The 20,741-nt window shown below is 70.9% G+C and carries 21 protein-coding genes; 13 read left to right on the forward strand and 8 right to left on the reverse strand.

All coding sequences use genetic code 11. The features are described 5' to 3' along the window. Positions 1–17: 17 nt before the first annotated feature. The 5 genes from FPZ12_RS21510 to FPZ12_RS21530 are packed head-to-tail and all read left to right on the forward strand — an operon-like array spanning position 18 to position 3,954. On the forward strand, positions 18–746 hold the full coding sequence (locus tag FPZ12_RS21510; protein ID WP_144748266.1) for a GNAT family N-acetyltransferase: 729 nt from the start codon (positions 18–20) through the stop codon (positions 744–746). Next, positions 743–1,738, forward strand: a complete 996-nt coding sequence (cofD, locus tag FPZ12_RS21515) for a 2-phospho-L-lactate transferase (RefSeq protein ID WP_144748267.1) — start codon at positions 743–745, stop codon at positions 1,736–1,738. The genes FPZ12_RS21510 and cofD overlap by 4 nt, the downstream gene beginning before the upstream one ends. Then, complete coding sequence (locus FPZ12_RS21520) at positions 1,731–3,068, forward strand: coenzyme F420-0:L-glutamate ligase (RefSeq protein ID WP_166462855.1); 1,338 nt, start codon at positions 1,731–1,733, stop codon at positions 3,066–3,068. The genes cofD and FPZ12_RS21520 overlap by 8 nt, the downstream gene beginning before the upstream one ends. Next, a complete protein-coding gene (locus FPZ12_RS21525) occupies positions 3,065–3,592 on the forward strand; it encodes an NUDIX hydrolase (RefSeq protein WP_144748269.1) in 528 nt (175 codons plus the stop codon). The genes FPZ12_RS21520 and FPZ12_RS21525 overlap by 4 nt, the downstream gene beginning before the upstream one ends. Next, positions 3,589–3,954, forward strand: coding sequence for a GntR family transcriptional regulator (locus FPZ12_RS21530; RefSeq protein ID WP_144748270.1), 366 nt, complete (start codon positions 3,589–3,591; stop codon positions 3,952–3,954). The genes FPZ12_RS21525 and FPZ12_RS21530 overlap by 4 nt, the downstream gene beginning before the upstream one ends. Positions 3,955–4,154: 200 nt before the next feature. Here FPZ12_RS21530 and FPZ12_RS21535 read toward each other — a convergent pair whose 3' ends face one another. Beyond that, positions 4,155–5,051 carry a DNA-3-methyladenine glycosylase family protein gene (locus tag FPZ12_RS21535; protein ID WP_144748271.1) on the reverse strand — a complete coding sequence of 299 codons (897 nt, stop codon included), beginning with the start codon at positions 5,049–5,051 and terminating at the stop codon, positions 4,155–4,157. Then, on the reverse strand, positions 5,051–6,115 hold the full coding sequence (gene manB / locus FPZ12_RS21540) for a mannose-1-phosphate guanylyltransferase (protein WP_144748272.1): 1,065 nt from the start codon (positions 6,113–6,115) through the stop codon (positions 5,051–5,053). Before manB ends, FPZ12_RS21535 begins: the two co-directional genes overlap by 1 nt. Positions 6,116–6,256: 141 nt before the next feature. Between manB and FPZ12_RS21545 the strand changes: the two genes are divergently transcribed. Further along, a complete protein-coding gene (locus FPZ12_RS21545) occupies positions 6,257–6,613 on the forward strand; it encodes a hypothetical protein (protein WP_166462856.1) in 357 nt (118 codons plus the stop codon). A 6-nt stretch (positions 6,614–6,619) separates the two neighbouring features. Here FPZ12_RS21545 and FPZ12_RS21550 read toward each other — a convergent pair whose 3' ends face one another. Continuing rightward, on the reverse strand, positions 6,620–7,480 hold the full coding sequence (locus FPZ12_RS21550) for a glycosyltransferase family 2 protein (RefSeq protein WP_279537828.1): 861 nt from the start codon (positions 7,478–7,480) through the stop codon (positions 6,620–6,622). Between the two features lie 90 nt (positions 7,481–7,570). Between FPZ12_RS21550 and FPZ12_RS21555 the strand changes: the two genes are divergently transcribed. Continuing rightward, a complete protein-coding gene (locus FPZ12_RS21555) occupies positions 7,571–7,930 on the forward strand; it encodes a hypothetical protein (RefSeq protein ID WP_208025943.1) in 360 nt (119 codons plus the stop codon). A 146-nt stretch (positions 7,931–8,076) separates the two neighbouring features. On the opposite strand, the gene FPZ12_RS21560 is transcribed toward FPZ12_RS21555, so the two are convergent. Then, positions 8,077–9,225: a glycosyltransferase family 4 protein gene (locus tag FPZ12_RS21560; protein ID WP_144748274.1), complete on the reverse strand. Its 1,149-nt coding sequence runs from the start codon at positions 9,223–9,225 to the stop codon at positions 8,077–8,079. 42 nt (positions 9,226–9,267) lie between these two features. Next, complete coding sequence (locus FPZ12_RS21565) at positions 9,268–10,305, reverse strand: glycosyltransferase family 4 protein (protein WP_144748275.1); 1,038 nt, start codon at positions 10,303–10,305, stop codon at positions 9,268–9,270. 19 nt (positions 10,306–10,324) lie between these two features. Here FPZ12_RS21565 and FPZ12_RS21570 point away from each other — a divergent pair, with 19 nt between their 5' ends. From FPZ12_RS21570 to FPZ12_RS21580, 3 genes are read left to right on the forward strand one after another with little or no spacing between them, the layout of a single operon-like run. Then, entirely contained in the window at positions 10,325–11,233 is a 909-nt protein-coding gene (locus tag FPZ12_RS21570) for a glycosyltransferase family 2 protein (protein WP_243769953.1), read from the forward strand. A gap of 31 nt (positions 11,234–11,264) precedes the next feature. After that, positions 11,265–13,760, forward strand: coding sequence for a glycosyltransferase (locus FPZ12_RS21575; RefSeq protein ID WP_144748277.1), 2,496 nt, complete (start codon positions 11,265–11,267; stop codon positions 13,758–13,760). Next, on the forward strand, positions 13,753–14,838 hold the full coding sequence (locus FPZ12_RS21580) for a glycosyltransferase family 4 protein (protein WP_144748278.1): 1,086 nt from the start codon (positions 13,753–13,755) through the stop codon (positions 14,836–14,838). Before FPZ12_RS21575 ends, FPZ12_RS21580 begins: the two co-directional genes overlap by 8 nt. Here the strand turns inward: FPZ12_RS21580 and rfbD are convergent. Together rfbD and rfbB are read right to left on the reverse strand one after the other, a co-directional pair. Beyond that, positions 14,814–15,704 (reverse strand): dTDP-4-dehydrorhamnose reductase, encoded by an 891-nt coding sequence (rfbD, locus tag FPZ12_RS21585; protein WP_144748279.1) that lies wholly within the window; start codon positions 15,702–15,704, stop codon positions 14,814–14,816. The genes FPZ12_RS21580 and rfbD overlap by 25 nt on opposite strands. 4 nt (positions 15,705–15,708) lie before the next feature. Then, on the reverse strand, positions 15,709–16,701 hold the full coding sequence (rfbB, locus tag FPZ12_RS21590) for a dTDP-glucose 4,6-dehydratase (RefSeq protein WP_144748280.1): 993 nt from the start codon (positions 16,699–16,701) through the stop codon (positions 15,709–15,711). 124 nt (positions 16,702–16,825) lie between these two features. Here rfbB and FPZ12_RS21595 point away from each other — a divergent pair, with 124 nt between their 5' ends. From FPZ12_RS21595 to FPZ12_RS21605, 3 genes are read left to right on the forward strand one after another with little or no spacing between them, the layout of a single operon-like run. Next, positions 16,826–18,148, forward strand: a complete 1,323-nt coding sequence (locus FPZ12_RS21595) for an LCP family protein (RefSeq protein WP_243769954.1) — start codon at positions 16,826–16,828, stop codon at positions 18,146–18,148. A 39-nt stretch (positions 18,149–18,187) separates the two neighbouring features. After that, positions 18,188–19,417, forward strand: coding sequence for an LCP family protein (locus FPZ12_RS21600; protein WP_144748282.1), 1,230 nt, complete (start codon positions 18,188–18,190; stop codon positions 19,415–19,417). 21 nt (positions 19,418–19,438) lie between these two features. Then, entirely contained in the window at positions 19,439–20,137 is a 699-nt protein-coding gene (locus FPZ12_RS21605; protein WP_144748283.1) for a TIGR03089 family protein, read from the forward strand. 1 nt (position 20,138) lies between these two features. On the opposite strand, the gene FPZ12_RS21610 is transcribed toward FPZ12_RS21605, so the two are convergent. Then, positions 20,139–20,567, reverse strand: a complete 429-nt coding sequence (locus FPZ12_RS21610) for a DoxX family protein (RefSeq protein WP_144748284.1) — start codon at positions 20,565–20,567, stop codon at positions 20,139–20,141. Positions 20,568–20,741 lie beyond the last annotated feature (174 nt).

Here is a 20,741-nt window from a genome sequence, read left to right on the forward strand (position 1 = left end):
TCCGGACAATGTGACACGTGGACGCGATGGAGACACTCGAGACGGCTTGCGCCGACGCGTGGCGGGCCCCGGTCGAGGACAAGGTCGGTGACTGGCGGTTGCGCGCGGCCGGGGGCTTCACCGGGCGGGCCAACAGCGCGCTCGCGATCGGCGATCCGGGCGTACCGGTGGCCGAGGCTCTGGATCGAGTCTGTGAGTTCGCCCACTTACACGGCCTCCCGCCCGTGGTACAGACCGTGTTCGACAGCAAGACCGAGCGTGCCGTCGAGGAAGCGGGCTGGGTGCCCAACGCGAGCCACGCGGCAGGGCACCTGGTGTCGGTGCTCGTCGGCCCGCTGGGCGCGGGCAGCGATCGCGCGGAGATCCTCACCTCGCCCACGGAATCGTGGTGGGAGCTGGCCGCGGACACCACCGAACCGTCGCCGGCGCAGCGCCACGTGCTGACCACCGGCGAGATCGGCTACGGCGTGGCGGAGATCACGGCGGGCGCGGTGCGGGCCGCGGTGGTCGGCGACCTGCTGCACATCTCCCGGCTCGCGGTGCGCCCCGAGCACCGCCGGCGCGGTCTGGCCAGTGCGTTGATGGCGGCGTGCGGACCGTGGGCGGCGGCGCGCGGCGCCACCCGTTGCGTGCTCCAGGTGGCGACGGGCAACGAGGCCGCGCTGGCACTGTACGAGGGGCTCGGATTCGTGGAGCACCATCGGTATCGGTACTGGGTTCGCCCGTGCGAGGATCGCTCCTCGTGAAGGTTGTCGTAGTTGTCGGCGGGGTGGGCGGCGCCCGCTTCCTGCTCGGCGTGAAGGCCGCGCTCGGCCTCCCGCCCATCGGTACCGGCGAGTCCCCGCACGAGGTCACCGCGGTGGTCAATACCGGGGACGACGTGTGGATGCACGGCCTGCGGATCTGCCCCGACCTCGACACGTGCATGTACACCCTCGGCGGCGGGATCGACACCGAACGCGGCTGGGGGCACCAGGGCGAGACGTGGGTGGTCAAGGAGGAGCTGGCCGCCTACGACGCCGAGCCGAGCTGGTTCGGCTTGGGCGACAAGGACATCGCGACCCACCTCATCCGCAGCCAGATGCTGCGCGCCGGCTACCCGCTTTCGGCGGTGACCGAGGCGTTGTGCGCCCGCTGGACGCCGGGCGTGAAGCTGCTGCCGATGACGGACGACCGCGTGGAGACGCACGTGGTGGTCGACGACCCGGAGCAGCCTGGTCAGCGCAAAGCCCTGCACTTCCAGGAATGGTGGGTGCGCTACAAGGCCGGGCTGCCCGCGCATTCGATCGTGCCGGTCGGCGCGGACGAAGCCAAGGCGGGCCCTGGCGTGCTCGAAGCGATCGCCGAGGCGGACGCGGTGCTGTTCGCCCCGTCGAACCCGGTCGTCTCGGTGGGCACGGTGCTGAGCGTGCCGGGAGTGCGCGAAGCCCTGCGCAAGACGGCGGGCGGAGTGGTCGGCGTTTCGCCGATCATCGGCGGGAAAGCCGTGCGGGGTATGGCCGACGAGTGCCTGACCGCGATCGGCGTCGAGACCTCGGCCGAGGCGGTCGGGCGACATTACGGCTCGCGGCAGACGTCCGAGGACGGCCTGCTCGACGGCTGGCTCGTCGCCTCCGGCGAGACGGTGCATGTGCCCGGCGTCGCGGTGCGCGCGGTGCCGTTGCTGATGTCCGATGTGGACGCGACGGCCGCGATGGCGCGGGCGGCGCTCGAACTGTCCGGAGTGGACGTTGTCTGAACATTCCGCGGACCGGCTGGAGATCCTGCCGGTGCCTGGCCTGCCGGAGTTCCGGCCCGGCGACGACCTGACCGGGGCGATCGCCGGTGCCGCGCCGTGGCTGCGCTCCGGTGACGTGCTGGTGGTGACCAGCAAGGTCGTGTCCAAGATCGAGGGCAGGCTGGTGCGCGTCCCCGCCGACCCGGAGGAACGGGACGCGGCGCGGCGGAAGCTGGTCGAGCAGGAGGCGGTCAAGGTGATCGCCCGGTTCGGCCGGACGATGATCACCCAGAACCGGATCGGGATCGTGCAGGCCGCGTCCGGGGTGGACGGGTCGAACGTGGCTGGCGACGAGATCGCCTTGCTGCCGACGGATCCCGACGCTTCCGCGCTGGCGTTGCGCAACGGACTGCGGGAACGGCTCGGGGTCGAGGTCGCGGTCGTGGTCACCGACACGATGGGCCGGGCGTGGCGGGTCGGGCAGACCGACGCGGCGATCGGCTCGTCCGGGGTGAAGGTGCTGCACTCCTACGAGGGCGAGATCGACGAGCAGGGCAACGAACTGCAGGTCACCGAGATCGCGGTGGCCGACGAGCTGGCGGCGGCCGCGGACCTGGTGAAGGGCAAGCTGCGCGCCACCCCGGTCGCGGTGGTCCGCGGACTGTCCCTTGTGGACGACGGTTCGACCGCGCGGAAACTGGTCCGGCCCGTCGAGGAGGACATGTTCCGGCTCGGCGTGAACGAGGCGATCGCGCAGGGCCGCCGCGAGGCCGTCCCGGCGCGGCGTTCGGTCCGGCGGTTCAGTGATCAGGCTGTCGATCCCGCGGCGGTGCGCAGGTCGGTCGCCGCCGCGCTCACCGCTCCGGCGCCGCACCACACGCATCCGGTGCGGTTCGTGTGGCTGCGCGAGGCCGGGCTGCGCCGCAAACTGCTCGAAGCGATGCGCGAATCCTGGCGGGCGGACCTGCGGGGTGACCGGTTCACCGACGAGCAGGTCGCGAAACGCCTCGGCCGCGGGGACATCCTGTTCGAAGCGCCCGAGGTGGTGCTGCCGTTCCTGGTCGCGGAGGGCGCGCACACGTATCCCGACGAGCGACGGAATGCCTGTGAGCGCACCATGTTCACGGTCGCGGGCGGCGCGGCCGTGCAGGGTCTGCTGGTCGCGCTCGCGGCGGAGGAGCTGGGGTCGTGCTGGATCGGTTCGACGATCTTCGCCGCCGACCTGGTGCGTGACGTGCTGGGGCTCGACGCGTCCTGGCAGCCGCTGGGCGCGGTCGCGATCGGGCACCCGGCCGAAGCGGTACCGTCGCGGGAGCTGGGCGAGCCGGGGGAAGGACTGCTGGAACTGTGAGCCTGCACGCGGAAGCGTTGTCCACTTTGGACAAGTGGCGGCCTTCGACGGCCGCGCAGGAGTCGTTGCGCCAGGCGTTTCTCGGGTTCCTGGCCGCGCGGGAGGACGCTTGCCTGCGTTCGTGCGAGCCGGGGCACGTGACGGCGTCGGCTGTGTTGCTGGACGCGGACAGGGAGAACGTGCTGCTCACGCTGCATCCGCGCGTCGGGCGGTGGCTGCAGCTCGGCGGGCACTGCGAGCCTTCGGACGTTTCCCTTGCTGGCGCGGCATTGCGTGAGGCGCGGGAGGAGTCCGGGATCGAGGAGCTGCACCTGGAGCCGACGCCGGTGCACCTCGACGTCCACCCGATCACGTGCTCGCTCGGCGTGCCGACGCGGCATTTCGACGTACGTTTCGCGGTGGTGGCGCCGCGGGGCGCGCGGCCGGTGCGCAGCGACGAGTCCGACGATCTGCGCTGGTGGCCGGTGGGTTCGCTGCCCGAGGGCTCGGAGGATCTCGCGGAACTGGTGGCGGCGGCCGGATGATCGTCAGCCTCGACCCGGATTCGTCCGTGCCGCCGTTCGAGCAGGTGCGTTCTTCGCTGGCGAACCAGATCAACGACGGGACGCTGGCGGTGGGCACGAAGCTGCCCACCGTGCGGCAGCTGGCGGCCGACGTCGGCATCGCGCCGAACACGATCGCGCGTGCCTACCGGGAGCTGGAAGAGGCCGGGCTGATCGAAACGCGAGGCCGGGCGGGCAGCTTCGTCGGCTCCACCGGCGACGAATCACGCCGCCTGGCCCACGAAGCCGCCTCGACGTATGCCGCGACCTGCCGCTCGCTGGGCCTCTCGGCTGCGGACTCCCTGGCCATCGTCCGCGCCGCCCTCGATCAGAACGCGCGATAGTTCCGCGTGGCGGGCCGCCACCACTGCCACCCGCTAAGCCACGCGACCGCCGACTTCCTCGCCATCGCCCCGCGCCCCGCGCCCCGCGCCACCACAACCCGCGACAATCCCGAACCGCACACGGCGCGGCCGCCCCAACCTCGCCACCCGCCAAGCGACCCGACCGCCGACTTCCTCGCCATCGCCGACGCGGCCCTCGATCAGAACGCGCGATAGTCCCGAACCGCATACCGTGGCCCGAAGCGTGGTCGGCTGAATCCGGCCGCCTCCAGATAGCGCACGGCCCGCTGCCGCTGAGGCGCATACGGGGCCAGCACCTCCGCCAGCCCGGCGTCGTCGAGTGGCTCCCCCAGCAGGGCGTGCCCGATCACCGCCGGGATGTGGAAGTCGCCGAAACTCACCGCATCCGCGTCGCCCCAGGCGCGCTGCGCCACCTCCGACGCCGTCCACACCCCGATGCCCGGCACCTTCCGCAACAGCGCGCGCCCTTCCGCGCCACGGATTTCCGCCGCGCGCTCAAGCCGGTGCGCCACCTGCGCGGCGAAGATCAGCGCGCGGCGGCGGCTCAGATCCACTCCGGCCTTGTGCCATTTCCAGTCCACAATGGACATGATCGCCCGCGGCGTCGGCGGCACCCGCATACCCGCCGGAGCCGGGCCCGGCGCGGGTTCCCCGAACCACCGGCACAGTTCCCGCCACGAGCGCCGCGCCTCGTACCCGGTCACCTTCTGCTCCAGCACCGCCGGCATGAGCACGTCCCACACCCGGCCCGTCGCGCCGAGACGCAGGCCCGGCATGTTGTGGCGGGCCTGGGCGACCGGCGGGTGGTGGGCGACGAACTCGCTGTCGTCGTCCTCCGCGCCCAGCAACGCGGGTAGCCCGGCGAGCAGCGGATCCGCGCCGGGTCCCCAAGCTTGCGCCTCGACCTCACCGTCGGGGAAGCGCCGCAGCGCCAACGTTCCCGGCCCCTCGGCGGTGTTGGCCGTCAGCCACGTGACACCCGTGTCGTCGCTGCGCAGGCACGGGTCGCCCTTGCCGCGGCGCAGTGGGCTGAGCACCGCGCCGACGTCCAAGGTGAACGAGGGCCGATAACGCATCAACAGTCGCTGGAGAACCGGATCGAATTGTCGGCGAGCGTGGCTCCCGGCCACACCCGCGCGCCGTTGAGCAGCTCGCAGCCCGCGCCGACGGTCGCGCCGTCCCCGAGGACCACCCCGCGCAGCACCGCACCCTTGCCGACCTTGGAACCCTTGCCCAGCACGGATTCCTCGACCACCGCGTCCTCGGCCACGGAAACCCCGTCGAACAGCACCGAACCCGAGATGCTCGCGCCCGCGGCGACCTCGGCGCCCGCGCCGATCGTCGTGCCGCCCGTGAGGTTGGCGCCGTCGACCTTGGCGCCGTCGAGCACGAGCGCCTCACCGACCGGGCCCGGCAGCGCCGACGTCGGGGCGATCCCGCGCACGAGATCCGCCGAACCACGCACGAACGCTTCCGGGGTGCCGACGTCCAGCCAGTACGAGGCGTCGACGAACCCGTGCAGGTGCGCGCCGTCGGCGAGCAGGCCGGGGAAGGTCTCGCGCTCGACCGAAACGCGGCGGCCTGCCGGAATGGACTCGACCACCGACCGGCGGAAGACGTAGCAGCCGGCGTTGATCTGGTCCGTCGGCGGGTTCGGGGTCTTCTCCAGGAATGCCGTGACCCGCCCGTTTTCGTCGGTGGGCACCGAACCGAAGCGGCTCGGGTCCGCCACTCGTTGCAGGTGCAACGTGACGTCCGCGCCGGAATCGTGGTGCGACCGCAAGAGCGCGCCCAAGTCCGCGCCGGAGAGGATGTCCCCGTTGAAGATCACCGCGTGCTCCGCGCGGAGCCTGTCGTACACGTTGCGGATGGCGCCGCCGGTGTCCAGCGGCTCGTCCTCCACCACGTATTCGAGCTCGAGCCCGAGCGCCGCGCCGTCGCCGAAGTACTGCTCGAAAACCTCGGCCTGGTACGACGTGCCCAGCACCACGTGCGTGATCCCGGCCGCCCTGACGCGGGAAAGCAGGTGGGACAGGAACGGCACGCCCGCGGTGGGCAGCATGGGCTTGGGCGCGGACAAGGTCAGTGGGCGCAGGCGGGTTCCTTTACCACCGACGAGCACTACCGCGTCGACTGTCACAACTTCCCTCCGTTATTACGTACCGCGAGAGCGACAAGCCGTGGGAAACGCTGACGGCGAAGCCCTGGAGGGCCTACCCTAGACAGCACACGGGTGGCCCCGGTCGGAGAGGGCCTCAGGTCGAGTCGGGAGGCCGAGGGGATGGACCCCCGCGAACGAGCGGATGCGTTGCTGGCCCGGGCACGGGCGCGCGGCGCGTTCGTCGTCACGCCTGAGGATGCGCACTCGCCCATGGACGCGTCGAACACGCAGCAGATCCCGCGGTCGGTGGTCGACAAGATCGATCGCGACGAGGATCCGGACAGCACGGCGGTCGTGCCGGCGTCGGTGATCGACTCGGTGGAAGGCAGCATCGCGGCGGAGAAGCCGGGCACCAGGGTCGGGATGGCGCCGGTGGCGCCGCCCGAGCCCGAGGAGCAGGAGATCGGTGGGCTCATCCCCACCACCACGAAGCACACCGGTCGTTCCGACCTCTCCCGCCGCCTCGAAGGCCTCTGAGTTTTCCTACTGGCCCCGCGTCTCGAGCTTGAGGCGCAGGGCGAGGCCGAGCTTGATCGCCGCGAGCACCGGTTTCCAGGCCAGGCCGCGGTGGCGGTCGGCGAGGTAGCGGTACGCGCTGGCGTGGTGCGCGGCCAGCATCTTCTTCGGTGCACGGGAAGTCGCTGTGCCACCGACGTGCGTTACCGCGGCGGAGGGCGCGTAGACGTTGCGCCAGCCCGCGCGGCCGATCCGGTCGCCGAGGTCCACGTCCTCGAAGTACATGAAGTAGCGCGTGTCGAACCCGCCGACCGAGTCGAAGGCTTCGCGCCGGAAAAGCTGGCAGGAACCGGAAAGCCAGCCCGAGGTGCGTTCGACCGGCGCACGTTCCTGGCGGTAGGCGCGGGTCCACGGGTTGGCGGGCCAGATCCTGCCGAACACCGCGTGCCCGATGCCGCGGCCGATCGAGGGCAGCAGGCGGGCCGAGGGGTACACGGTGCCGTCGGGCTCGCGGATGAGCGGGCCGAAAGCGCCGCCGCGGGGCCAGCGCTTCGCGACGTCGAGGAGCACGTCGAGCGAGCCGGGGTCCCACTCGAGGTCCGGGTTCGCGACGACGACCCAGCCGTAGCTCTCGTCGAGCTCCGCCACGCCCCTGTTCGCTCCCCCGCCGTAGCCGAGGTTCTCGCCGATGCGCAGCAGGCGCACGTTCTTGCGGCGGGCGGCCTTGTCGAGGGCGTCGTCCACGGAGTCGTTGTCGGCCAGCACCACCCGGACGTCGCGGGTGGTGGCCTTCTCGAGCGTGTCGAGGAAACGTTCCAGGTCGTCGCCGGGGAAGTAGGTCACCACCACCACGGCGAGCCCGTCGCCATAACGTGTCGGCTCGGTCACCCGGCTCATTGTGCCGGGTCCCCCGGCGAGGCCGGACGCGTGGGTCTTTGCGGGGGTTTTGCGTGGGGGTTTGCGCGGGGTCACCCCATCGTGCGGCCTGCCGCGCTCTCGCATCGGCTCGCGCGGGGGATCTACATGGCGCCCTGCACGCCGAAGACCGAGGAGCAGGACCGGCAGCGCTGTCTTGCGGAGGCCGTCCGGCGGCTGGTCGCCTGCCGGGCCCAGCGCGTGATCATCGACAGCCGCGAGGAGCAGGACCGGCACGACAACGTGACCATTTACCGTGCCCTGGGCTGCAGGCCCTCGACAACCGGCGTGACGTACACCCACCAGGATTCGACCTCGGCGCCCCTGCTGTGGATCCCCGACGCTGTCGCCTGGTGCTACGGCGCGGGTGGGGACTGGCGGCGGCGCATAGAACCGGCGATCGCCGACGTGACCAACCTCTGACGTGACCCGGCCACTGAACGCTCAAGCCCCGAACAGCGCAAAGCCCGCGACACGACCGTCCGGACGCACCACGGGCTCACTTCTCGGCCCTAAGGGGGCCTCGCACAGCCAAGATACCGCAGCAGCTCACCCGCTGTCCATTTCGGTCACTTCCGGTTGTGCGCGCGCCAAGCTTTCCCATACGCCGCACGGTGTTTCTCCGCGCTGGTCGCCCACGAGAACTCCTTCGCCCGGCGTTCGGCGGCCGTGGCGAGCGCGGCGCGGCGGGTGGAGTCGTCGAGGAGTTCCGACAGGGCCACGGCCACGTCACCCGCGCCGACCCCGCAGTACGCCACCGCATCGCCGCCGACTTCGGGCAGCGACAACCGCCGCGTGGTCAGAACCGCGGCGCCACAAGCCATCGCCTCCAGGACCGGCAGGCCGAAGCCCTCGCCGAGGCTCGGGTACGCCACCAGCTCCGAACCGCCCAGAAACCCCGCCAGCGTGTCGAACGGCAGGTAGCCCGCGCGAATCACGCGCAGCCGCAACGGCGCCGCGTCGAGGGCCTTCTCCACCTGCGTGTCCCAGCCCGGCTGCCCCGCCAGCACGAGCGCGGGCGGGTTGGGCCGGTTTTCCACCGCCTTCGCGAAACCCCGGATCAACGCCGGCACGTTCTTGCGCGGCTCGAGCGCCCCGAGGAAGGCCACGTACGGGGTGCTCTCCAGCCCGATCGCCGCCCTGGCCGCGTCGACTTCTTCCGGCGACGGCGGATGAAACCGCTCGACGTCCACGCCGTGTTCGATGATCTCCAGCCCCCGCGGCCGGATCCGCGTGACGCGCGCCAGCTCGTTCGCCGTCGCGTTGCTGGGCACGATGCACAGGGTGGCGCGGCGCAGCGCGGCCATCGTCCAGCCCCGGAAGAACCGCGCCTTCACCGACGAGTGCAGCACCGCGTCGGTGAAGAACGTCGCGTCGTGCAGGGTTACGACCGAGGCGGTGGGGCTGGCCATCGGCATCGTGTAGTGCGGCGAGTGGACCACGTCGACGTTCAGCCTGCGCGCGAGCATCGGCAACGTCGTCTGCTCCCACGCCAGCCGAGCCGTCCGGGTGACGGTGGAGGATCCGGCGGGCACGATCCGTGACCGCGGGGCGAGCCGGTGGTACAGCCGCGCGTCCCGCGGCTGACAGACGACGGTGATCGGCGCCCCGTCGGCATCCAGGGCCTGCGCCAGGGAATCGACATACCGGCCCACTCCGCCACGATCCGCGGGCACGGCGGTGGCATCGATCAGGACGCTCGGTTCGCCTCTTCCCACCCGTGCAGGGTACGACCGATCGAAGTCCGATTGGTCAGGAACTCACAATCTCACGTCCGTGTGAATACTCCAGACGGCCTCCGCGGCACGCCGCCAGGAGAACGCCGCCGCTCTCGCCCGGCCGGCGGCAGCCAGGCGCGACGCCAGCTCCGGCGAGCCCAGGACCTCCCGCAACGCGGCGGCCAGCGCCTTCGCGTCACCCCGCGGCACAGCGCGGCCCGCTCCGCCGGAGACCTCCACCAGCGCCGGGTCGTCGGAGTGAACCACAGGCACACCAACGGACATCGCCTCCAGCACCGGCAGCCCGAAGCCCTCCGCACGGCTCGGCGCCGCGAGCACGGTCGCCCGGCGCAGCACGGTCGCCAGGTCCTCATCGGACAGCCGTCCCAGCACACGCACGCCGGGCCCGCCCGGGTCGATCCCGCCCCAACCCGGCTGCCCGGCCAGCAGGAGCGGCACGTCCAGCTCGGCCATCGCTTCCAGCAGCACGTCGATTCCCTTGCGCGGCTCGATCGTGCCGACCGCCAGTACGTAACGTTCCGGCAGCTCCATCGCCGTCTCACCGGCGCCGAACACCTCGGCGACCCCGTGCCCGGCCACCCGCAGCGGCACCCGCACCGGGACCCGGCGGCGCAGGTCGTCGGCCACCGCCTGGGTCGGCACCACGATCCCCGCCGCGCGCCGCGCCGCACGCGTGATCATCTGCCGGTGCCACGAGACACCACGCGGGGTGAGCGTCTCCGGATGCGTCCACGGCACCGTGTCGTGCACCGTCACGGACACGCGCCCGCGCGGCGGCGCCAGCGGCGTCGGCGCGTGTACCGCATCGCCGCCCGGCCAGTACGGGATCCCGAGCTGCCAGGCCGCGACGAGCGCGCGCGGCGGCAGCGGCAACACCCGCGGCGACACGCCCTCGACCTGCGCTTTCGTCACGTCTGCGTGCCGGGCCACGACGCCGGAGACCGACCAGCCGTCCGGGGCCGTCGCGGCCAGCGCGCGCAGCAGTTCGGCGGTGTAGCGGCCGGTGCCGCCGGGGACCGGGGCGAGCAGCTGCTCGGTTATCACCACGAGTTCGGGCACGAGCCGTATTGTGCTCACCGTGCCCGAGCCCAACACCACCGTGGTCGTCGTGACCTGGCGTGGCGCCGGGCACATCACCGCCTGCCTCGACTCGCTCGCGGCCCAGCAACGTCCACATCGGACACTGGTCGTGGACAACGCGTCCGACGACGGCACCGCGCGCCTGATCGCGGCACACCCCTCCGCGCCCCAAGTACTCCGGCTGTCCCGCAACCGGGGGTACGCCGGGGCGATGGCGGCCGCACTGTCCGTTGTGGACACCCCGCTGATGGCCTGGCTCAACGACGACGCGGTGGCCGAGCCGGACTGGCTCGCCGAGCTCGAAGACGGCCTCGGCACGGCGGCGGCCGCGGGCGCGAAGCTCGAACGGCCCGACGGCACACCGCAGTCCGTCGGGGTGCGGCTCACCGCGGACGGCCACGGCGCGGACACGGTCGAGGCTCCCGCGTTCGGCTTCTGCGGCGGCGCGGCGTTGCTCCGCACGGACGTCCTCCGCGCTGTCGGCGGCGTCCCGGCGAGCTTCTTCTGCTACTACGAGGACACCGACACGGCGTGGCGCCTGCGGCTGGCGGGCCACGAGATCACCACCGTCCCCAGCGCCCGCGTCATCCATCGGCACGGCGCCAGCACCAGGCCGGGCTCGAAGCCCTTCCACCTGTGGAACGAACGCAACCGGCTGCTGACGCTGCTGCGCTGCGCGCCCGCCGCCGTGGCCATGCGCGAGCTGGCCCGCTTCGCCGCGCTGACCGTGCTACTCCCCTTGCGCGGCAACGTCCCGGACGCCGCGAACTTCCGGTTACCGCTACGCTGCCGGGTACTCGCCGAAGTCGTGCTCCGGCTCCCCGCGACGCTGCGGGCCCGCCGGCGGATCGGCCGCCGGTCGACGGCCGGGCGAGGCCAGATCTGGCGGAACTGGACATCCCATTAGGCTCTTCGGCGGAACAACTGGGAGGTCGGCGATGGGCGAGACACCGCTACCGCTGGTGTCCGTGATCGTGGTCAACTACCGCGGCGCGGAGGACACGATCACCTGCCTGCGCGCGCTCACCCGCGAACTGGACTATCCCCGGCTGGAAATCCTGTGCGTGGACAACGCCTCCGGCGGGGACGACGTGGCCAGGATCAAGGCCGCGGTGCCCGAGGCGAAGGTCATCCCCTCGGCCGAGAACCTCGGCTTCGCGGGCGGCTGCAACCTGGCGGCGAAGCAGGCGCGGGGCAGTGTGCTGGCATTCCTGAACAACGACGCCCGCCCGGCCCCGGAGTGGGCCCGCGCGGCGGTGGCCACGCTGACGGCGGACCCGACGGTGGCGGCCGTGGCGAGCAAGGTCGTCGACTGGGAGGGCACCGGCACCGATTTCGTGGACGCCGGGCTGACGTGGTTCGGCATGGGCTACAAGCGGCACGCGGGCAGCGCGCTGGCCGACGTACCCCGCGAGGAGCACGAGACGGCGAAGGACGTCCTGTTCGCCACGGGCTCCGCGATGTTCGTCCGCGCCGGGGTGTTCGCCGAGCTCGGCGGGTTCGACGAGCGCTTCTTCATGTTCTACGAGGACGTGGACCTCGGCTGGCGGCTCAACCTCCGCGGCTGGCGGGTGCGCTACGTGCCGGAGTCGCTGGCCTACCACCGCCATCACGCGACGATGTCCGAAGTGGACGCTCCTGACACGGGCCGCGAGACGTTCCTGTTGGAGCGCAACGCACTGGCCGCGCTGTACAAGAACGTGTCCGACGAGACGCTGGCGAAGGTGCTGCCCGCGGCGCTCGCGCTGGCGGTCCGGCGGGCCACCGCGCGGGGCGAGCTGGACGCGACGCAGCTCGACCTGGCCAAGGGCGTCGGCCCGGTGGACACCTCGCCGGTCCCGGTCCCGCGCACCACGCTCGCCGGGGTGCTGGCGATCGACCAGTTCGTGGAGCTGATGCCGTCGCTGGCCGAGTCCCGCAAGGTCGAGCAGGCCGCCCGCGTGCGCACGGACGCCGACCTGATTCCCTTGCTGCGCAAGGCTTTGGAGCCCGCATACCCGTTGCCGAGGTATCTCGCGGCGCACGACATCCTCGTCGAGGCGTTCGGCATCGAGCAGGTGTTCGGGCAGCGCCGGAAGGTCCTCGTGATCACCGGCGACGCCATCACCGAGCGGATGGCGGGCCCGGCGATCCGCGCCTGGAACATCGCCACGGTGCTGTCCGGCGAGCACGAAGTCCGGCTCGTCACGGTGAACCCGCTGGCCGCTCCCCCGCCCGCGCCGTTCCCGGTCTCGGCCGCCCGCAAGCGTGATCTCGCCGGGCCGATCGACTGGGCCGACATCGTGATACTGCAGGGACACGTGCTGGAGATGGCCCCCGCGCTGCGGGATTCGCACAAGATCGTGGTCTGCGACCTGTACGACCCGATGCACCTGGAGCTGCTCGAACAGGGCAAGAGCGCGCCGGACGACAAGCGCGCGGCCGACCTCGTGGGTGTCACGAAGGTGCTGGACAGGCAGCTCGAGCGGGGCGACTTCTTCCTGTGCGCCTCCGAGCGGCAGCGGCTGTTCTGGCTGGGTCACCTCGCCGCGCTCGGCAGGCTTTCGCCCCGCCTCTACGACGCCGACCCCACAACGCAGTCGCTGCTTTCGGTGGTCCCGTTCGGGCTGTCGGCCGAGCCGCCGGTCCGCACCGGCCCCGGCCTGCGCGCTTCGCTGGGGCTCGCGGAATCCGATCGCGTGGTGCTGTGGGCAGGCGGGGTGTACAGCTGGTTCGACCCGCTCACCCTGATCCGCGCGATGGACCGGCTGCGCGCGAAACACGACGACGCCCGGCTGGTCTTCCTCGGCATGAAGCACCCCAACCCCGAGGTCGCCGAGATGGACATCGGCGCCCGCACGATGCGCCTGGCGGACCGGCTCGGCCTAACCGGCAAGCACGTGTTCTTCAACGAGCACTGGGTGCCCTACGGCGAGCGGCAGAACTGGCTTCTGGACTCCGACTGCGGCGTGACCACGCATTTCGAGCACGTCGAGACCACCTTCGCGTTCCGCACCAGGGTGCTCGACTACCTGTGGGCCGGGCTGCCGATCGTCACCACGGACGGCGACGCCTTCGCCGATCTCGTCCGCGCCGAACAGCTCGGTGTGGTCGTCCCGGCCGAGGACGAGGAAGCGCTTTCCGCGGCGCTGGAAAAGTCCCTGTACGACACCGAGTTCATCGAGGCCTGCAAGGAACGCATCGCCGTGGTGGCGCAGCGCTTCGCCTGGCCGCAGGCGCTGGCGCCGCTGGTCGAGTTCTGCCGCGACCCGCGCCCGGCGGCCGACAGGCTGCCCGGCACGGCCGACCTCGTGGTCACGGATCCCTTGCGCGGCACCGAAATGGTCCGGCGCGACCTCGCGCTGATCCGCGAGTACCTCGCCGACGGCGGGCCGAAGGAGCTGGCGAAACGGGTCGCGGGACGGGTGCTGAAAGTGGCGCGACGCCGTGGCTGAAGCTCCGCTGAAGGTCCTGCTCGACGGCACTCCCCTGCTCGGAAACCGCACCGGCATCGGCCGTTACACCGCTTCGCTTGCCGAGGAGCTGGCTTCACGGTCCGATGTGGACATGCGCGCGGTCGCCTTCACGCTGCGCGGCTGGCGGCGGCTGCGGCACGTGCTGCCGCACGGCGTTCGCGCACGCGGGATGCCGGTGGCCGCGCGGCTGCTACGCAAGAGCTGGCTGCGCTCGAAGTTCCCGCCGGTGGAGCTGTTCGCGGGCCGGACGGACGTGGTGCACGGCACCAACTTCGTGCTACCCGGGATGCTTCGCGCCGGTGGCGTGCTGACCATCCACGATCTCGCTTTCCTCGATGCGCCAGAGGAACTGGCCCCGAGCGACGCCGAGCTGCCGCAGCTGGTCTGGCGCGGTGCCCGGCAGGCGCGCGTGATCTGCACCCCGACGGCCGCGGTGGCCGATGCGGTGGCGGAGCGGTTGCGCGTGCCGCGGGAGAAGGTCGTCGTCACGCCGCTGGGGGTGGACGCGGCCTGGTTCACCGGCCGCAAACCGGGCGACGAGATGCGCAACCGGCTCCGGCTGCCGGGCGAGTACCTGCTGTTCGTGGGCGCCGCCGGGCCGCGCAAGGGGCTGGACTGGCTGCTCAAGGCGCACGAGGCGGACCCGGACCTGCCGCCGTTGATCTTCTCCGGCCCCGGCCCCTTCCCGATGACCAGCCGTTCACGGCACGCCGGTTATCTGTCCGATGTGGACCTTCGGACGGTGGTTGCCGGCGCCTCGGCGCTCGTGCTCCCATCCCGTGACGAAGGCTTCGGGCTTCCCGTGCTGGAGGCGCTGGCCTGCGACGTTCCCGTTGTCTGCACGGACATCCCGGCCCTGCGCGAGATCTCCGGCGGCTATGCCCGGCTGGTGCCGTACAGCGATGTGGACGCCTTGGCGGCTTCGCTGCGCGAGGCGGTGGAAGAGCCGCGCGTCGCCTCGATGTCCGTGGAACGCCGGGCGCACGCGGCCAACTTCACCTGGCGTCGCTGCGCGGACGCCACAGTCTCCGCTTATCGCCGCGCCGCGGCGAAGTAGGCACTCAGCGCCTCACGCCACGGGCGCAACGGGGTCAACCCCGCTTCGGCCCAGGATACGTTGGACAACACCGAATACGCGGGACGCGGCGCCGGGCGCGGGAATTCCTCGGTGGTGCAAGGCCGAACCCGCTCCGGGTCGGCGCCCAGCTCCTCGAAAATCGCCCGCGCGAAGCCATACCACGTGGTCTCGCCGCCGCCGGTGCAATGCAGGACGCGACGCTCCGGAGCCCGGCCGCCGGCGATGAACCCGGCCAGTTCCAGCAGCCCGGCGGCCAGTTCGGCCGACCACGTCGGCGAACCCCGCTGATCGTCCACAACGGACAGAGTCTCGCGCTCGCTTTCCAGGCGCCGCATGGTTTCCACGAAGTTCGTCCCGCCGAGCCCGTACACCCAGGCGGTACGCACGATCCACGCCTGCGCGCCGGAGCCGAGCACAGCGTCTTCGCCTGCGGCCTTGGTGCGGCCGTACGCGCTGCGCGGGCCGAGGTCGTCTTCCGGCTCGTACGGCCTTTCGGCGTCGCCAGGGAAGACATAATCGGTGGACACGTGCACCAGCGGGACCCGTCGCGAGGAGCAGACGGCCGCCAGCACTCGGGGCCCGTCCGCGTTCACCGCGAACGCGCGCTGCTCGTCCGTCTCCGCCGCGTCGACCGCCGTGTACGCCGCGGCGTTGATCACCACCGGCGTGCGGCCCGTCGCTCTCGCGCCCTCGGCCAGCGTGCTGACCGCGTCGACCACCGCCCCAGTGCTGGTCAGGTCCAGTTCGGCGGAACCGGGCGCGGTGATCTCGGCTTCGGGCGAGGACAGCGCGGCCAGATCGCGGCCGAGCTGTCCCGTGCCACCCGGCACCAGCACAGTGAGCATCCGATCACTTCCCTGCGAGCGAAGCGCGTTCCTTGAGCGGTTCCCACCACGAGCGGTGCTCGCGGTACCAGCGCACCGTCTCCGCGAGCCCGTCGTCGAAGGACACCCGCGGACGGTAACCCAGCTCGGTGGAGATCTTGGTGATGTCGACCGAGTACCGCCTGTCGTGTCCCTTCCGGTCCGGCACCTGCTCGACGCTGCTCCAGTCGGCGCCGACCGCGGCGAGCAACCGCTCGGTGAGCTCCCGGTTGGCCAGTTCGGTGCCGCCCCCGATGTTGTAGATCTCGCCGGGGCGGCCCTTTCCCGCGACCAGCCGGATGCCGTGACAGTGATCGTCCACGTGCAGCCAGTCGCGGACGTTCAGCCCGTCACCGTAGAGCGGGACCTTCGCCCCGTCGAGGAGGTTGGTGACGAACAACGGGATGACCTTTTCCGGGAACTGGTACGGACCGTAGTTGTTCGAGCACCGGGTCACGCACACCGGAAGCCCGTGTGTGCGATGGAAGGCGCGCGCCATGAGGTCCGAGGACGCTTTCGACGCGGAGTACGGGGAATTCGGCTCCAGTACGTGGTCTTCGCGCCACGAACCCTCCGCGATCGAGCCGTAGACCTCGTCCGTGGAGACGTGCACGAACTTGCCCACGCCCGCGTTCAGCGCGCCCTGCAACAAGGTCTGCGTGCCGAGCACGTTGGTGAGCACGAAATCCGCCGAGCCGTGGATGGACCTGTCCACATGCGACTCCGCGGCGAAGTGCACCACCAGATCGACGCCGCGCATCAGCTGCGCCACCAACTCCGCGTCGCAGATGTCGCCGCGCACGAACTCCAGCCGCTGGCTTCCCGCCACCGGCGCGAGATTGGCCTCGTTGCCGGCGTAGGTCAGCTTGTCGAGCACCACGACCTCGGCGTCGGCCAGCTCCGGGTACGCGCCCGAAACCGCCTGGCGCACGTAGTGCGATCCGATGAACCCGGCACCGCCGGTCACCAGTACCCGCATACCCGCTCCTGCCTTCCGTACTCGGATCACACCGCACCGGGGCAACGTTCGGCGGCCCGGGAGCGTCTGTTCACAGGGAACAGTAATCTGGAAGCAATCACGAATTGGGGGCGGGAGGACGAGCGTGACCGACGGGGCCACCACCCGCCTGGACGCCGCGGAAGAGGAAGAGTTCCCGTGGCCTCCGCCACCCATTCCCGTCCGGCGCCACTGGTTCGCCGATTTCGCCCTCCGCAGCGGGAAAACGCTGATCAGCGTGGTTTCCGTGGCGGTGCTCGTGGTGACCTGGTACGGCTGGCAGTTCATCGGCGATCTGAGCGACGGGCTCGCCACCACCCAGGTCTTCGACGACAACCAGCTGCACGCCGTCCCACTGGACGGAGCGGTGGACATCCTCCTCGTCGGCATGGACAGCCGCACGGACGCCCAAGGCAACCCGCTGCCGCGCGAGGTGCTGGACATGCTGCACGCCGGTGAGTCCGACGGCGAGAAGCAGACGGACACGATGATCCTCGTGCACATCCCGCAGAACGGGAAGCGCGCGGTGGCGATCTCGTTCCCGCGCGACTCGTGGGTGGAGCTGGCGGGCGGATTCGGCAAGCACAAGCTCAACGGCGCGTTCGTGTACGCCTACAACGACAAGTTCAAGGAACTGCAGCAGCAGGGCGTGGACGCGACGGAGGCGGACCGGCAGGCCAAGATCGCCGGCCGCAAGAACCTCGTCGCCTCGCTCGAGAACTTCATGGGCAAACCGGGCATGATCGACCGCTACGCCGAGGTCAACCTGTCCAGTTTCTACGAGGTCACCAAGGCGCTCGGCGGCGTCGAGGTGTGCCTGAACGCGCCGGTCAAGGAGCGCAAGTCCGGGGTGGACCTGCCTGCCGGGCGGCAGGTCGTGCAGGGCGTGCAGGCGCTGGCTTTCGTCCGGCAGCGCTACGACCTGCCGAACGGCGACCTGGACCGGATCGCGCGGCAGCAGGCTTTCCTGTCCGGGCTGGCCACGAAGGTCCTTTCGCCCGACGTGCTGGCGAACCCGTCGAAAGTGTCCGAGGTGATCGCCGCGGTGAAGAAGTCCGTGGTGCTTTCGGACAACTGGGACCTGCCCGAGTTCGCCGCCCAGATGCGCGGGCTGAACAGCGGGAACGTGCAGTTCCGGACGATCCCGGTGATCGGCGAGGCCACGATCGGCGGCGCGGACGTGCTGCGCGTCGACCCGGATGCGGTGCACCAGTTCGTCGGCTCGCTGACGGACGACCCCGGCAGCAGCACCACCACGACCCCGACCACGACGGGCTCGGCTTCGACGACGCCGACGTCCACTTCGTCCTCCTCCCGGCCTCCGTCGTCCTCCAGTCGGAGTAGCTCCAGTGCGGCTTCGCTCACGTCGACGCCTTCTTCCAGTACGGCTCCGCCGATTACCGGTGGTGGAGTCCCCTGTGTGAACTAACCTGGTGCGAGGTCATGGCATGCAGGGGGAGATCCGGGGTTGGACGAGGAAGACAAAGGACCGCCGAAGCCGACGCCGTACCCGCGGCCTCGGCCGGACGAAGACGAGCAGCCGGGCGAAGAGCCCGTTGCCGGGTCCGATGAAGAGCCGCGGCGCAAGCGCCGCGCGGGCCGGACGGTGGTGGCGCTGGTTTCCGTCGTCGCGCTGATCGCCACGGGGTACGCGTTCTTCACCTACCGCCAGGTGCAGAGTGATCTGGGTACCAGCGACATCCTGAGCCAGCCCGGTGACGACGCGAAGGCCCCGCCCGCGGACGACGGAGCCGAGGACATCCTGCTGGTCGGTGTCGACGCCAGGACGGATCAGCAGGGGAACCCGCTGCCGTTGTCGGTGCTCAAGGAGCTGCGCACCGAGCAGACCGGCGCGATCAACACCGACACCCTGATCATCCTGCGGGTGCCGAAGAACGGCGGGAAGCCCACCGCGATCTCGATTCCCCGCGACACGTGGGTGGACACGCCGGGCGGCGGCCAGGCGAAGATCAACTCGGTGTTCGGCAGCGCGAAGGTGGCGGCTTCGAACCAGCTGCGCGCGCAGGGCGAGCGGGATGCCCAGCTGGAACGGGATTCCGACCAGGCAGGGCGCAAGGCGCTGGTACAGACCATCCAGGATTTCACGCAGGTGCGGATCGACCACTACGCCGAGGTGAACCTGCTCGGGTTCTACCTGATCACGGAGGCGCTCGGCGGGGTGCAGGTGTGCCTGAACCACGCCACCGAGGACAAGGATTCCGGCGCCGACTTCGCCGCCGGACTGCGGACGGTCACCGGCGGTGAAGCGCTTTCCTTTGTACGGCAACGGAAGAACCTGCCACGCGGGGACCTGGACAGGATCGTCCGGCAGCAGGTGTTCCTCGGTTCGGCGTTGCACAAGGTCCTGTCGGCGGGGGTGCTGACCAATCCGGCCAGGCTCAACGACCTCACCGACGCGCTGCACCGTTCGCTCGTCCTCGATCCCGGCTTCGACCTGTTGCAGTTCGCGGAGAAGGCGAAGGGGCTCGCGTCGGGTGACGTGAAGTTCGAGACGATCCCGACGATCACCATCAACGGCCGCAGTCCGGATGGGCAGAGCATCGTGCAGGTGGATCCGTCGGCGGTGCAGCAGTACATCTCGGGTCTCGCGGCGCAGCCGTCCGGTGGGGGCGCCGCCGCGCCGGCCGCGTCTCCGCTCGCGCAGCGCACCGTGAACGGCGTGACCTGTGTGAACTGAGTGCTCGGGTACGTTGTGGCCATGAGCCTCACCGAACAGTTGCTGGCCACCACGCAGCCGGCCCGTCCGATGATCACGCACTACGACGACGCGGCGGGCACTCGCGTCGAGCTTTCGGTGGCGACCATGGCGAACTGGGCGGCGAAGACGGCGAACTGGCTCGTCGACGAGTTCGATGTCGAACCGGGTGACGCGGTGGCCGTGCAGCTGCCCGCGCACTGGCAGACGGCGGCCGTGTTGCTGGGCGCGTGGTGGTGCGGGGCCCGCGTGGTCGGTGAGACGCAAGGGTCGCGGGTGGCGTTCGTCGCGCCCGGCGCCGCTTCTCCCGGCGCGGAAGCAACGGCCGTCGTGGCGCTGGATCCGTTGGGGCGCGGTCTTTCCGAGGCGCCAGGGGGCGGCGCGCTCGACTACCTGTCGGAGGCCAGGCTGTCCGGCGACGTGTTCCAGCCGATGACCCCGATCGAAGGGGACGCGCTCGCCTTCGAATCGTCCACAGTGGAAGCTGTGCTGAGCGAAGCGCGAGCGCGGGCCGAGCAGTCCGGGATCACCGCGTCCGATCGAGTTCTGTCCACTCTGGACTGGAACGTCCCCGATGGCGTACTCGCCGGACTGCTGGCACCCCTGTCGGTCGGTGCGCATCTGGTGCAGGTGACGGGTTCGGACGCAAAGCTGGCCGACCGCCGTCGCGCGGAAAAGACGACGGTCGACCTGCTGGCCTGAGTCAGGCGGTGGCCAGTTCGCGCTTCTTGGCCCGCGGGCGCCAGAACAGGAAGTGGTCGAGCGAGAGCCTCCCGCCGTTGAACCCGAGCGCGATCGCCGCCGCGGCGAGAAGGAGCACCTCTTCGTAGCCGCCCTGGCCGGTCAGCCCCTTGTCGATGTGCACGAAGAAGATGGCGCCGATCATGTCGACCGCGTACGCGACCGCCAGCACCGGCAACGCGAAGCCCACCATGAACGCGACCGCGCCGATGGTCTCGACCACGATGAGGAAGATCGCGGTGAGCGTCGGCAGCGGGATCCCCAGGCCCTCGGTCATGTGGCTCACGCCGCTGACGCCCATGTTCCACTTGTCCAGCCCGTGGGCCAGGAACACGACCCCCACGCCGACGCGGCCTATCAGCGCCGCGACGTCCTGAACTCGCCCGTACATCGCACTCCCCGATACGTTGAAGTTTCAACTATGTTCGGAACCAACCGTACCGGAAGTACGTTAAGAATCGGTTGGGTTGGGGTTGCGGCGGGTGGTGGGTTGCGTTGGGGCAGCAACGGACGCGCGCAGGGCGCGCTGGGTGCACCCCTCCACCGCCCCGATCTGTGAGTGTTC

The organism is Amycolatopsis acidicola, from assembly GCF_007713735.2.
Lineage (GTDB): Bacteria > Actinomycetota > Actinomycetes > Mycobacteriales > Pseudonocardiaceae > Amycolatopsis_E > Amycolatopsis_E acidicola.

Coding starts and splice junctions, on each gene's coding strand:
- FPZ12_RS21535 (WP_144748271.1), bottom strand. CDS start 5,051: ATGCGTTATCGGCCCTCGTTCACCTTGGACGTCGGCGCGGTGCTCAGC.
- FPZ12_RS21530 (WP_144748270.1), top strand. CDS start 3,589: ATGATCGTCAGCCTCGACCCGGATTCGTCCGTGCCGCCGTTCGAGCAG.
- FPZ12_RS21605 (WP_144748283.1), top strand. CDS start 19,439: ATGAGCCTCACCGAACAGTTGCTGGCCACCACGCAGCCGGCCCGTCCG.
- FPZ12_RS21610 (WP_144748284.1), bottom strand. CDS start 20,567: ATGTACGGGCGAGTTCAGGACGTCGCGGCGCTGATAGGCCGCGTCGGC.
- rfbB (WP_144748280.1), bottom strand. CDS start 16,701: ATGCGGGTACTGGTGACCGGCGGTGCCGGGTTCATCGGATCGCACTAC.
- FPZ12_RS21575 (WP_144748277.1), top strand. CDS start 11,265: ATGGGCGAGACACCGCTACCGCTGGTGTCCGTGATCGTGGTCAACTAC.
- FPZ12_RS21545 (WP_166462856.1), top strand. CDS start 6,257: ATGGACCCCCGCGAACGAGCGGATGCGTTGCTGGCCCGGGCACGGGCG.
- rfbD (WP_144748279.1), bottom strand. CDS start 15,704: ATGCTCACTGTGCTGGTGCCGGGTGGCACGGGACAGCTCGGCCGCGAT.